Annotated in this window: 14 protein-coding genes, 1 tRNA gene and 1 pseudogene; 4 read left to right on the forward strand and 12 right to left on the reverse strand. The window is 63.6% G+C overall.

Annotated elements, in window-relative coordinates:
* Positions 1–17 precede the first annotated feature (17 nt).
* The 6 genes from ASF00_RS14565 to ASF00_RS14590 all read right to left on the reverse strand — a co-directional run bounded on the left by ASF00_RS14565 (position 18) and on the right by ASF00_RS14590 (position 5,056).
* Entirely contained in the window at positions 18–671 is a 654-nt protein-coding gene (locus ASF00_RS14565; protein WP_055880796.1) for a hypothetical protein, read from the reverse strand.
* A 30-nt stretch (positions 672–701) separates the two neighbouring features.
* Entirely contained in the window at positions 702–1,109 is a 408-nt protein-coding gene (locus ASF00_RS14570; RefSeq protein WP_055880799.1) for a hypothetical protein, read from the reverse strand.
* Positions 1,106–2,509, reverse strand: a complete 1,404-nt coding sequence (locus tag ASF00_RS14575; protein ID WP_055880801.1) for a DUF2254 domain-containing protein — start codon at positions 2,507–2,509, stop codon at positions 1,106–1,108. The genes ASF00_RS14570 and ASF00_RS14575 overlap by 4 nt, the downstream gene beginning before the upstream one ends.
* Entirely contained in the window at positions 2,506–2,715 is a 210-nt protein-coding gene (locus ASF00_RS14580; RefSeq protein ID WP_055880804.1) for a hypothetical protein, read from the reverse strand. Before ASF00_RS14580 ends, ASF00_RS14575 begins: the two co-directional genes overlap by 4 nt.
* Positions 2,712–4,274 carry a DUF389 domain-containing protein gene (locus ASF00_RS14585; protein ID WP_055880807.1) on the reverse strand — a complete coding sequence of 521 codons (1,563 nt, stop codon included), beginning with the start codon at positions 4,272–4,274 and terminating at the stop codon, positions 2,712–2,714. The genes ASF00_RS14580 and ASF00_RS14585 overlap by 4 nt, the downstream gene beginning before the upstream one ends.
* Positions 4,275–4,411: 137 nt before the next feature.
* Positions 4,412–5,056: an SLC13 family permease gene (locus ASF00_RS14590; RefSeq protein ID WP_055880810.1), complete on the reverse strand. Its 645-nt coding sequence runs from the start codon at positions 5,054–5,056 to the stop codon at positions 4,412–4,414.
* A gap of 125 nt (positions 5,057–5,181) precedes the next feature.
* On the opposite strand from ASF00_RS14590, the gene ASF00_RS14595 reads away from it, so the two are divergent.
* Positions 5,182–6,174, forward strand: a complete 993-nt coding sequence (locus ASF00_RS14595; protein WP_235525888.1) for a potassium channel family protein — start codon at positions 5,182–5,184, stop codon at positions 6,172–6,174.
* A 44-nt stretch (positions 6,175–6,218) separates the two neighbouring features.
* Here the strand turns inward: ASF00_RS14595 and ASF00_RS19185 are convergent.
* The 6 genes and pseudogenes from ASF00_RS19185 to ASF00_RS14625 all read right to left on the reverse strand — a co-directional run.
* A pseudogene (locus ASF00_RS19185) lies at positions 6,219–6,509 on the reverse strand (Na+/H+ antiporter NhaA); the annotation flags it as partial.
* Positions 6,510–6,541: 32 nt separating this feature from the next.
* Complete coding sequence (locus ASF00_RS19190; RefSeq protein WP_162233597.1) at positions 6,542–6,670, reverse strand: Na+/H+ antiporter NhaA; 129 nt, start codon at positions 6,668–6,670, stop codon at positions 6,542–6,544.
* A 173-nt stretch (positions 6,671–6,843) separates the two neighbouring features.
* Entirely contained in the window at positions 6,844–8,769 is a 1,926-nt protein-coding gene (locus ASF00_RS14610; protein ID WP_082463515.1) for a BCCT family transporter, read from the reverse strand.
* Between the two features lie 32 nt (positions 8,770–8,801).
* Complete coding sequence (locus ASF00_RS14615; RefSeq protein ID WP_156348383.1) at positions 8,802–9,035, reverse strand: hypothetical protein; 234 nt, start codon at positions 9,033–9,035, stop codon at positions 8,802–8,804.
* A 524-nt stretch (positions 9,036–9,559) separates the two neighbouring features.
* Positions 9,560–10,261 carry a hypothetical protein gene (locus tag ASF00_RS14620; RefSeq protein WP_156348384.1) on the reverse strand — a complete coding sequence of 234 codons (702 nt, stop codon included), beginning with the start codon at positions 10,259–10,261 and terminating at the stop codon, positions 9,560–9,562.
* A gap of 365 nt (positions 10,262–10,626) precedes the next feature.
* Positions 10,627–10,716, reverse strand: a tRNA-Ser gene (locus tag ASF00_RS14625).
* A gap of 155 nt (positions 10,717–10,871) precedes the next feature.
* Here ASF00_RS14625 and hspQ point away from each other — a divergent pair.
* The 3 genes from hspQ to rpmA all read left to right on the forward strand — a co-directional run bounded on the left by hspQ (position 10,872) and on the right by rpmA (position 12,192).
* On the forward strand, positions 10,872–11,267 hold the full coding sequence (gene hspQ / locus ASF00_RS14630; RefSeq protein WP_055882303.1) for a heat shock protein HspQ: 396 nt from the start codon (positions 10,872–10,874) through the stop codon (positions 11,265–11,267).
* A gap of 261 nt (positions 11,268–11,528) precedes the next feature.
* The gene (gene rplU / locus ASF00_RS14635; RefSeq protein WP_055880834.1) at positions 11,529–11,876 is read left to right on the forward strand and encodes a 50S ribosomal protein L21; all 348 of its coding nucleotides are present in this window, start codon (positions 11,529–11,531) and stop codon (positions 11,874–11,876) included.
* A gap of 13 nt (positions 11,877–11,889) precedes the next feature.
* Entirely contained in the window at positions 11,890–12,192 is a 303-nt protein-coding gene (gene rpmA, locus ASF00_RS14640) for a 50S ribosomal protein L27 (protein ID WP_055880837.1), read from the forward strand.
* Positions 12,193–12,357: the final 165 nt, after the last annotated feature.

Genomic DNA, 12,357 nt, shown 5'->3' on the forward strand with positions numbered 1-12,357 from the left:
GCCTTCCGCCGGTTGGCTTACAGTTCGAATCCAACAGTCCGGGGTCCGTCGAACGCCTCGATGGTCGGACGGTGACCCGCTCTGGTTCCCTCGGAGGCTTCCGCCAAGCGGTGGAGCGCGGTGCGGGCGGCTTGCCGTATGCGCCAGTCGCACGGTGATCCATGCCGCCGCAGCACCACCCGCACGCGCGACGGGGTTATCTTTGCCTCGTCCGCGACCGCGGCGCTCAGCTGGCTCGACACCGCACCGATCAGGACGAAGATACCTAGCGCCGGCGCGATCAAATCCATGATGTCGAGAATACCGGCAACGCCTTCCGTCGTTGCAGCCCGCGACAGGAACGGCGTCAGCAGCGCGATGAAGGCGAGGTAGATGCCCGAGGCGATCCACTGTGCGTGACGCATCGTCCGGATCCGCATCTCAGCGGGGTAGTCATGCCCGAGATAGCGCGACGTCTCGAACCCCTGCACGGTGATGATCAGGCCGAGCAACATCGGAATGCTCGCCCAGGACAGCCGCACCGGCGGCAACGGGTCGGTGATGCCATTCGTCAGCCAGGCGATTCCGAGCGCGACCAGCAGGCCCGAGATGATCCCGATCTTGATCGACACCGTCCCGTGCGCCAGATGCTCGACCCTGCGCAGACTCCCGCCGAGCGCGAGCACGGTCATGAGGACGATGATGTTGGCGGCAACTGGCTGCTACGCCGGGTCGATCGACACCGGCTTCAGCGAGAATTCGGCGAGAAGCTTCAGGTAATAGGCGACCGACACCGCATAGGCGAGCGCGAGCACGCCTTGGGTGATCCGCGCGATCCAGGCGATGGGATCGTTGAACGGCGCGTTCGCAAGGTGATTTTCGACGTGAACGATGTTGAACCGGATGACCCAGCCTGCGGCGTAGGCAATCGCAAGCAGCGTCGCCATCGCAAGGATCGCGGCGCTGCCGAATTCGCGCGCGAGCAACGGGCCGCAGATCAGGAACCCGGAGCCGATGATCGACGCGAGCGGGGTTACGGTCGCGCGCCATCCGTCGCTCCGTGCGAACGTGCCGAAGGTCAGCGCCAGCGTGACGATCAGGGCGACGACCAGTGCAATGGCGACGATCATGCAGTACCTCCCAGCCAAGCCTGGCTGTCGCGAAGCCGGCGTTTGTAATCGGGTTGGGCGAGTGCGCGCAGCAACTCGTCCGCGCGGTCGAGAACGGCATCGCGGTTCGAGCCCTTCAGCGCGCCATCGGCGAGGTCGCGGAACTGGCTGGCCTGCTTGGCGAGGATCGCAACCCGCGATGCGGCGCCACAGCTCAGCGCGACGTCCCCCAGCGCGGCGAGGAAACGCTTGCCCGCGATCATGTCGGCGGACGCATATTGCGCCAGCGCGCCGAACCCCCGGTCGATGAACCCGGCAAAGGTCAGCGGATGCGCGATGACCCGCAGCTCCCCGTCGTCATCGGCGCGCAGCCGCGACGGCAGGTCGCGCCGTGCGAGATCGGACAGCGCCGCCCCCAGCCAGTCGAGACAGGAGTTGGCAGTAAACGGGTCGTTGACGCCCGGCGACAGCGCGCGCGCCGCGATCTCGACCAGTTCGTCGATCAGGAAGCGCAGGTCCTGCATGCCTGTTCGCCGCGATCCGATCGCAAAGGCGGCGCGTAGAGCGGTCTGTGCTTCATCCTCGAGCGCGTCGCCGGGCCACGCCTCGACCAGAATGCTGCCGCGATGCACGAAGTCGCCGGACTGATATTGCAGCCGCAAGACCAGCTTGCTTTCACGCGCGGCGCAGATCAGCGCGTCCTCGTCGATCAGCTGGATATAGCCGGTATGCTTGGCACGGATACCAGCCCGGCGCTCGATCGCAGTGGTGCTGGCGTCGGGGCGGAACGCGTCGGGGATACGGTCGTCGTCGCGCTGGTCTAGCGCCTTGCCGACGAACACGGGAAATCGCTCGTCGATTTCCTTTAACAGACTATCGCCGATACGTTCGATCACGCTGTTGATGTGGATACGGCTGGGAACGTGGTGGATGAAGTAGATCAGCACCGCGATCGAGCACAATACGAGGAGCACGCCGACCAGCACCGCCAGCTGCGGCACGAACGCCGCCTCCCCCGCGGCCTCACCCGGTGACCGGATCGTCCGCACCACGACCAGTGAATAGAGAAAGGTCGCGATGAAGGTGCCGAGCGTCACCTGGTTGCCCCGGTCCGACATGAAGTTGCTCAACAGCCGCGGGCCATATTGTCCCGATGCGTAGACGACGGCGGCGATCGTTACCGAGAAGGTCGTGCCGGCGACCCCGATCATCGACCCGCCGATCGACGACAACAGGCTGCGCGCGCCGTCGGGGCGTGCGGCATAGAGCCACGGCAGCCGGTCCATCCACTGCGTCGCATGATGACTGTCCAGCCACACCATACCGGCCGCGAGCAGCAGGGCGCCGACTGCCATCACCGTGGGGACGAACCAGTAGCTCTCGCGCAACTGGTGGGCGAGACGGAGCAATCGTGCCCTCATCGGGTCGTTTCCTTGGCTGTCAGACGTTCGAGGACGCGCTTGATGGTGCCGCCCTGGCCGATAACGCAGAAGAGGACGACGCTATACGTCGCCGCGAGAATGACCGACCGTGCCGGACCATCGGGAAGACCCAGCGCGAGGGCCGCAGCGAGTACGATCCGGATCGCGGCGGCAGCGAACGGCGTGAGCGCGAGACCGCCGATCATTGCGCAGGCGCCGTCACGCCGGTGACGAGCGCGAAACGCTGGCCGGCAGGCGGGGCTGGAACGGGGGTGAGGCCCTGCGTGCGCATCAGCGTCGCGATCGCAAGCGCCCTGCGCTGGGGAAGGCTCGGTGCCGCCGGCGCCTGCCCCTCCGGAAGGCCCGGCACGCCAAGCGCCGGCATGTTCCAGCGCCGTGCCGCCCAGATCGACGTCGCGACGCCGGCGCGGGCCGCATCGTCCAGCGCGTCCACATTGTCGGCAAACGCGATCTCGGGCAGCGGCCCCTGCGGCGGTACGATCACGACCGACCAGCCTTCGGTCTCTGCCGCCGCGCGTGCCTCGAGCGTACGATAGGTCGCAACAGTCGCTCCGGGTAACGCCGCGGCCGACGCGGTAGCGCGGCGATGGTCACGATCGATCGTGACCTCGTCGGACGCGATACCCGTCACCAGGGCAATCATCTTGGCTAGAGACCTTATGCGCTGCGCTTCGGGACTGGGGGTATCGCCCGCCTGACGAAGCTCTTCGCGTTGTGCCTCCAATGCTCCTGCCCCCGGCTCGAGCAGGATCTGATCGAGATCGAGCCGGACGGGGCGGCCAAGCGTCTCGATCAGCGCCGCCTGGATCATCGGCGTCTTCTGCATCTTACCACGCGGGGTAATCACCACGGCCCGTACGACCAGCGGCTGGGCGGCAAAATCGAGATCGAGCTGCGTGACGCGGGCTTCGTCGCCGAACTTGGCCGTCAGCAGGGAGCGCGCCTGCGAGACCGCCACCGCCTCACGTCCGATCGTGTTCAGCGATATGCCAAGCGGAACTGCCATCGCGACGAAGACGAAGAGCAAGACGATCGTCTGCATCCAGCTTTGCCGCCGGGACAGGTGATGGCCGAACCCATAGAAGCGCGCCATCGCGGTCGCCGACAACGCGATGGTGATAAAATTGGTGACGAACAGCGCGAACGCCCCTGCCCCCACGGGCATATTGCGCGTTGCGATGCCGTAGCCGACGACCGCGAGTGGCGGCATCAGCGCGGTGGCGATCGCGACACCGACGATCGTCTCGCCGCGACCGCGGATGATCGCAAAACTTCCGGCAAGCGCTGCAAAAAGCGCAACCGCAAGATCGAACAAATTGGGTCTGGTCCGCGCGACGATCTCCGCGGTAGGCGCCTGAAGCGGCGAGATGGTGACGATCAGCGCGGTGAACGCAATCGCTGCGACAGCGCCCAGCGCCAAGGCCTTCAAAGACCGACGCAGCTCGCCGAAATCGAAGAGCGCGAGGCTGAAACCGAAGCCGAGAATAGGGCTCATTAACGGCGAGATCAGCATCGCGCCGATGACTACGGCTGGCGAAGACAGCAGCAGACCGAGCACGGCGATACCCGCCGACATCATCGTCATGAACGCGTAGCGCGGCGACCATCCGCTATCTTCGACGATCCGCGCGATTACCGTTTCATGATCGACCCGGCCCACAACCGATCGTCGCCACCAGCGATACAGCGCGAGGCGCGCCAATCGGTTGGTCAGGTCGGATCGTGCAGCGGCCAAATCATTCATTCGTTGGGCTTATGCCCCGCGGGTGGCGCTCCGTCACCTTCCGACGGCTCTTTCCGGCGCGGACCCGGCGGGGTCGCCCCAGCGGGCCATCCCTCGCGCTGTGACGATCGAGATGATGCCGATCTGCTATCTCGTTGTCAGGCCGTGCCGGGAGGAGCTTTGGCCCCCAGCACGAGCATCGTCAGCACGCCGGCCAGCATGGCGGCTAGCCCGACCCCGGTGATCTCGAAGATGCCGAAAGCAGCCTGCCCGTTAGCGCGCGCCACGCCATCGACGAGCAGGTTGGTCGAGGTACCGATCAGCGTCATCGTGCCGCCCAGGATGGACAGGTAGGACAGTGGAATGAGCAGCCGTGTCGCCGGGATACCGACTGTTTTCGCGAGGCGCCGCACATGCGGGATCAGCACGACCACGACCGGGGTATTGTTGATGAAGGCCGGCGCGGTCGCAGCCCCTGCCAGCATTTCAGCAACGGTCCGTCTCGGCGCTTTTGCAGCTCGGCGAACGATAACGCTGGCTAGCGCCTCGATCGTGCCGGTGCGAACAAGTGCGCCCGAGAGAACGAAGAACGCCGCGATCGTGATAGGGGCGGAATTGGCAAAGGCCGCAGTGACGAGCTTGGGGGTGAGCCAACCCAGCGCGATCATCACGCCCGCACCGAACACCGCGATCGTCACCGGCGGAAACCGCCCGGTCGCAAACGCGATCAAGAGCGCGGCCACGAAGGCGAGGCCCAGCATCGGCTGATGCGCATCGACTATCGCCACCAGATTATCGACCACGTCACTCGCCTGCGCACCTGTTTTGCCGTTGCTGGCAGGAAGACAGATGGCTGTCCAACGCTTCGATACGCGCTAAACCTGCATTCATGCCGCCCCGAAACCGGAAATCTACAGAGCTTCTACCGATGTTGCGTCAACGCAGCCGGGCACCCGTGTGGCTCGCGCTGTCATGGCGCATCCTGCTCGCGCTCGCGCTGATCGGGGTGGCGCTGGCGGTCCACTGGTTCGACCGGGAAGGCCTGCGCGACAACAGCGACGGCCATGTGAGCCTGATCGACGTCGTCTATTTCACGATGATCACGGTCACCACGGTCGGCTATGGCGACATCGTGCCCGTCACCGACCGGGCGCGACTGTTCGATACGTTCGTGGTGACGCCGGTCCGTCTGTTCGTGTGGCTGATCTTTCTCGGCACCGCGTATAACTTCGTTTTCAAGCAGGTTTGGGAGAAGTGGCGCATGCGCGTCCTGCAACGCGACCTTCACGGTCACGTCATCGTCGCCGGTCACGGCACCAGCGGCATGGAAGCGGTAGCCGAACTCATACGGCGGGATCGCAAGCCCGGTGAGATCGTCGTGATCGACCCACGCGCCGATGCACTCGACAAAGCCGAGGCTGATGGCGTCGTCGTGCTGGCCGGTGACGCCACGCGCAACGCGACTCTGGAGGCGGTAAAGATCGCCCGCGCGAGCGCGCTGATCGTCGCCGCGGGGCGTGACGATACGTCGATCCTGATCGTGCTGACCGCACGGCGTCTTGCCGCCGACCTGCCGATCAGCGTCGTCATCCGGTCGGAGGATAATGAGGCGCTCGCGACTCAGGCGGGTGCCAATACCGTCATCAACCCGGCCAGCTTCGCAGGATTGCTGCTCGCCGGCTCGACCAGCGGTCCGCATCTGGCCGACTATATGATGGACCTGGCCGGGCTCCACGGCGCGGTGTCGCTGCACGAACGCGCGGTCGCACCGCACGAGATCGGCCAGCCGCTATCAAAGATTGCTACCGGCCTCGGCCTGCGTATCTATCGCGGCGAACAGCGCTACGGTTTCTGGCAGCCGCAAGTCGCCGTGCTGGAAGCCGGCGACCGGATCATCGAGGTGGTGCCAACAGGGCGTTAAGGTTTGCTGGCGGCGATCCGCCGGGCGGTATAGCCGGCCAGCGCCTACAGGATCGAGCCCGCGAGCGCGCCGATCTTCACCTCGTCAACCAACATGGGATAGGCAAAAGCGAGGCCGCCTTTGAAAAGGCTCATCGTAAAGCCGATCCCGCACGACGGCGCGGCGTCATAGGGCTGCCCCCATGATGCCCAGCGCGGACGGGATGCCCGGCCTGGCTTTATGGCACCCAGGACCGCGCCGCGCACACCAACCTGTCTGCCGATGAACAACCCGGCCGCGACGCCGGCCGGCAACGGCATCATCAGCCTGCCCGCGCCCACGCCACCAATTGCGACTCCGGCATTCGCAGCACGATCACGAACGCGAACTAGGGTTGCAAGCCATGCTTGAGCGGATGCAGCGGCGAATTCTTCGCATCGGGCGCGCCGTGTGGCTTGCGGATCGGGTCCAGGCGGGCGGCCAGCTCGCCGGCGACCGTCGCGTCGATACCGGACATCCATACCGCGATCCACAAAAGCAGCGTTAGCACGAGGTATGGCCAAAAGCCGTGCGACGCCAAGGCATGTTACGCTGTGATTAGCGCAATCGGGCGTAAGCCTTTGGCTACGCACCTTTCCAGCAATGACCGTTCAGCTTTTGCGGGAGGCAGCGCCTCATTAACTCACGGCATCATCGAGCGCCTGTGGTTCCAGCAAGACGCCATCGTTCCAGTTGGGTTAGCACGTCGCTGACGATTTGATCAGAAGAGAAGCCGGTCAGGTCGCGAAACCGGGTTCCGCTATTCGTCTGCGCTGCCAACGTCCAAGCCATGGTGCGGCGGGCTTCCGACGCCTCCAATGCGGTATAGGCTGTAAGAGGTCGGGCTCGTGGCGCCAGACGGTAGACGAATGAATTGTCACCGCCAGTGCCGACCGTTAGCACGATCAGGCCCTCCTCAACCGCTAGTTCATTGGTCGTCCAGCCCTCTACCTGCATAGCGTCATATACCGACCTGATCGCCGGTTCCCCGTTACGCGCCATCTGTTCGATGATGTCGGTACGACGCGCCGGGACGAGCAGTCGCTTGATCCGTTCGCTAACCGCGGGCGCGTCGTCCGCCAGCGTTATGCCGGCCAGATCGGCGTTGGTCTGGCGAACGAGGCCGACCGCCAGCAACAGCATGATGAAACAGAATGGCAGCGCTGCGAGCAGCGTCGCGGCTTGCAGCGCGCCAAGTCCCCCCGCCACCAGCAACAACGTAGCCGTGACGCCCAGTAGAACACACCAATAGACGCGCTGCCAGCGCGGCGTGTCCTCGGCACCCCCAGATGCCAGCGTGTCGATCACCAGTGCTCCCGAATCCGCAGAGGTGATGAAGAAGATTGCAACCAGTGCGATCGCGAGTGTGGAGGTAACGCCTGCGGCCGGCAGATATTCGAGAAACTTGAACAGGGCCGTGGACAGGTCCGCCTGCACCGCATCTGCGATCCCGCCTGCCGCAGGGCCCAGATCTAGCGAAATGGCAGTGTTGCCGAAGACGGTCATCCACAGGAACGTGAAGGCGGTGGGGACGAACAGGACGCCGATGACGAACTCACGGATCGTCCGCCCGCGCGAAATACGGGCGATGAACATGCCGACGAATGGCGACCATGCGATCCACCACGCCCAGTAGAACAATGTCCAGTCCGCCATCCACGCGCGTGGTTCGTAGGCGTACAGGGTAAAGGTGCGCATCACGAAATGGTCGAGGTACAGGCCGAAGTTCTGCACCAGCGCACGCAGCAGAAACAGCGTCGGGCCGACCGCCATAACGAACAGCATTAGCAGCACGGCGACCGTTAGATTGAGTTCTGACAGGCGCCGGATGCCGCGGTCTGCGCCACTCAGCACCGACATCGTGGCAGCCCCCATGACGAGCACGATCACGATGACCTTGATCGTGATCGTATCGGGCAGGCCGTAATTATAAGCGAGGCCCGCGGTCATCTGGGAGACGCCGAAGCCGAGGGAGGTCGAGACGCCGAATACCGTCCCGCACACCGCGAAGATGTCGATTGCGTCCCCCAGCGGACCGTTGATGCGCTTGCCCAGGATCGGCAACAAGCCAGACCGCAGCGTCAGCGGCATGCCCTTCCGATAGGTGAAATACGCCAGGCTAAGCCCTACCAGTGCATAGATAGCCCAGGCGTGAACGCCGTAATGGTGAAAGGTGATTGCCATCGCCTCGCGCGCGGCCAGAATGGTGCCGCTCGTGGCCTCCGGGGGCTTGATGTAATGCTGGATAGGTTCGGCCACGGCGAAATACATGAGCCCAATGCCCATGCCTGCGGCGAAGAGCATCGCAAGCCATGACAGATACGGGAAATCGGATTCGGAATCATCCGGTCCGAGCTTCAGCTTACCTGCCGGCCCGAAACCGAGTGTGAGCACCACCATCAGGAATATGGCCACCGATGCAACGTAGAACCATCCAAAGGTGTCGATCGCCCAACTTTGCGCCGCCTTGAAAGCGGCGTCTGCGGTACCCGGCATCGCGAGCGTCGTCGCCAGGAGCAGGGCAATGATAGCGGACGCACCCCAAAACACGCGCGGATTGATTTGGCTCTTCATCATTCCGGCCATTTAACGCCGGCTGCCGACGATGGCTAATCAATGGGAAGAGAGACATCATCGTAAGCTGTGCCCGCTGTCCGCGGAGCGATCCACGCGATCGACGGCGTCCTGAATACGATGACGCGGATCGACAGCAGCAGACCCAGCCTTCGGTAATCGCCGAATCGATAGCTGTCCGGCCCTATCACCAGCGTGTTGCCGTGGTGACAGACAGGAGCCAGGAAATCGCATCCGGCATCGAACATGCTGTGAATGTCGGACTGCATCAGCACGACCTCCTCACACATAGTATCGAAACCGGTCGTTTCCGATACGACCGGGCATTCATGCGAGATGCCGCTTGAGATGACGGCAGCAAGCTCCACTTCCAGCGCGACAATCTGCTATCCGCCCACCGTGAAATCGCACGTGACGCAGAGAGATCGAGCTTGGAGCAGGGCTTCCCACGCTCTCCGCGATTACCTTTTTAGGTGATTGTTCCCCCTCAACTCTCTCGCAAATCCTCACTTTTCCACCGTCTGGGTGCGACAAACTGATACTCTTTCCCGCCTGCGGGGACGACTTCAGGGATCGCCTATCCCACATCAAATCTCGGCAAGAAGCGGATAGCCTGCGCGCGGACATCGATTGGCCATTCGGCATAGGCCTCGCCTACGCTACGCGGCACGTCCCCTTGAATAGCATGTCGTACTTCCGGCGCGATCCCCGCTCGACGGGCTAACGTTTTGAACAGGTGCCTTCAGCCATGGTTCGGTTGGACGTGAGGGTCGTCCACCCCCAAATCGCGCACCTATCCGGCCATCCGCTCGCCGACCTTCTTATGGTGCGCGTTTCCAGCCAAACCTCCGCGCGCCCGCTCGGGGTCATAGATGATCGGCTTACCCCGGCTCGGCGGGCAATCGTCAGCAGACCCTGCTCCAGTAGGTGTGGGTGCAGCGACGATCCCGCTGTGCCCGTTCTTCCTTGACCCGGCCTCCGGAGTGATACGCATTGCCCACACTCCGTCTATCTCGACAATGTCGGACCCGCGCATCTGGGCGATTTCGCCGACACGCGCACCGCTATAGGCGCACATCCAAGGTATCCATCGTCGAGCCAGTGCATGCTCGGGGCTGACGCGCCCCTGATCCATGACAAGCGACCCAGACAGAATGGTGCGCACCTCCATTGCGGTGAAGCTCGGCCCCCGAGACCGGACGCGCTTTGGAACGCAAACTATAAATCCCGTCGCCGGGTTCGTTGCCAGCTTGCGGTTCTCGACGGCCCAAGGGAACACAACTTTCGCCGCCGCCAGATAGAGTTCCCGGATGGTTCGACCGCTTATGCCATGGTCCATAAGCGCCTCTTTCCAATCTACGGTGTCATCGGCGCTGACCCGCGGGGCTTCATTATGACCTAGATGGTGAGCCAGATTGGCGATCACGGGCCGCCACCGTTTGATCGTGGCCGGTGACGGCTGCCGCTCTCGAACATAGCCGTCAAATAATGCCATCATACGTCGGCCTGACGATAATCGATGCGCTGTGAGACGCGGTTGCACGAGGAGCCATGTCCGCGTCCGCTAGCTCATCGGCTGACGCTACGCTCGCTCGCGCAATCTGGGTTGGAATCGTTCGATTACTGGGCCTGCGCGACGATTGACCTCAGCTTTTGGAAGCCGCCCAAGGCCCTGCGTGAGGTTCGTTTTGCCGATCGTCGATCGAAGCCCGGCTGGGACGACGATTCGCCTCCCCGATCACTGGTTGTTCGGACACGGGCCATCAATCGCATTTTGTAGGATCGCTTCGTAACACCCGGACGGTGAAAAAGCGACGATTTGCGAGAGAGTTGAGGGGGAACAATCACTTACGAAAGTAATGGCGGAGAGGGTGGGATTCGAACCCACGGTACCCTCGCGGGTACGCCGCATTTCGAGTGCGGTACGTTCGACCACTCTGCCACCTCTCCGCAGGTCATCCGAAGCTCTGCGAACAGCGCCTCCGATCGGTCGAAGCGCGGCCTCTAATGAAGTGCCCCCGGGGACGCAAGCGGATTTTGGCCTCACGCGCACCGCCTGACGCGTTTTCCTTGTGCAGCGCAAAACAGACCCTAAATTGACGGATATGCCCCGACACGACAGTATCGCTCACGACATCACCAGCCCGCTTATCCCCGTCGAGGTGGTCGCGCCGCCGATCTCGCACGCAAGTTTTTCGATCGGCGACGTGGTGCGGCACCGCCTGTTCGATTTCCGCGGCGTGATCTTTGATGTCGATCCGGTGTTTGCGAACAGCGACGAATGGTATGCGGCGATCCCCGAGGACATTCGCCCGCGCAAGGACCAGCCCTTCTACCATCTGCTCGCGGAGAACATGGAGTCGAGCTACGTCGCCTATGTCAGCCAGCAGAACCTGGTCCCCGACGATAGCGACGAGCCCGTCGATCATCCCGCGATCTCGGGGTTGTTCAGCGACTATGCGGACGGGCGATACGCGTTGCGGCAGGTCCACCGCCACTGAGGCGAATCACCTCCCTTGCCAGCGGGGCGTGATGGTCCGGCGCCCATCGTCGCTAGTGATGCGCGACGCCATGCTGATTCGCGAAGCCATTGCTTGCGGACCAGGTCCGGCGCGTGGCGAAGCGCATCGTTTCCTTGCTCCTAAACCGTCGTGCCGCGCCCGTTCGCGGTTGACAACGCCGCCCCCCTCGCTTAGCTGCCCGGCTTCTCCCGGCGGACCCTGCGTTCGTGGGGCACATGTATTTGGAAAGTGACAAGGGCCATGTTCGCAGTCGTGCGCACGGGCGGCAAGCAGTATCGCGTCGCCGCCGGAGATAAGATCGTCGTCGAGAAGATCGAGGGCGATGCAGGTGCGTCGGTGACGCTGGGTGATGTGCTGCTGGCGGGCGAAGGCTCGGAGCTGCGCTCGGTCGAGGGTTTCACCGTCGCCGCAGAGATCATCGCGCAGGCGAAGGCGGACAAGGTCATCGTCTTCAAGAAGCGTCGTCGTCACAACTATCGTCGCAAGAACGGCCATCGCCAGCAGCACACGATCCTGAAGATCGTCAGCGTTGGTGGCCAGACCGCCAAGAGCAACCAGGGCGACACCGCCCCGGCCGCTCAGGCATAAGGAGTAGCTTCAGATGGCACATAAGAAAGCAGGCGGCTCTTCGCGCAACGGTCGCGATTCGGCCGGTCGTCGCCTCGGCGTCAAGAAGTTCGGTGGCCAGGCGTGCGTCGCCGGCAACATCCTCGTGCGTCAGCGCGGGACGAAGTTCTACCCGGGCACGAACGTCGGCATCGGCACGGACCACACGCTGTTCGCGCTGGTCGATGGTCGCGTCGTGTTCAGCCAGGGCAAACTTGGGCGCAAGTTCTGCTCGGTCGAGCTGGCAGCGAACGACGCCGGTCAAGACGGTGCCGACATGGCAGCAGCAGCCGAATAACATCGGGTAACCATCCGGGTTGCCCACCAGGGTGACCCGGGTCGCGAAAGCGAACCTGAACAAGGGAGGCGGGTCACCCCGGCTCCCTTTTTTATTGCTCCCTCCCCCTCGCCTGTCGCTGCCCTGTCATCCGGACATGGCAGGGCGTCAGGCGCGATGCGTGAA

It is taken from the genome of Sphingomonas sp. Leaf34 (genome assembly GCF_001421805.1).
Lineage (GTDB): Bacteria > Pseudomonadota > Alphaproteobacteria > Sphingomonadales > Sphingomonadaceae > Sphingomonas.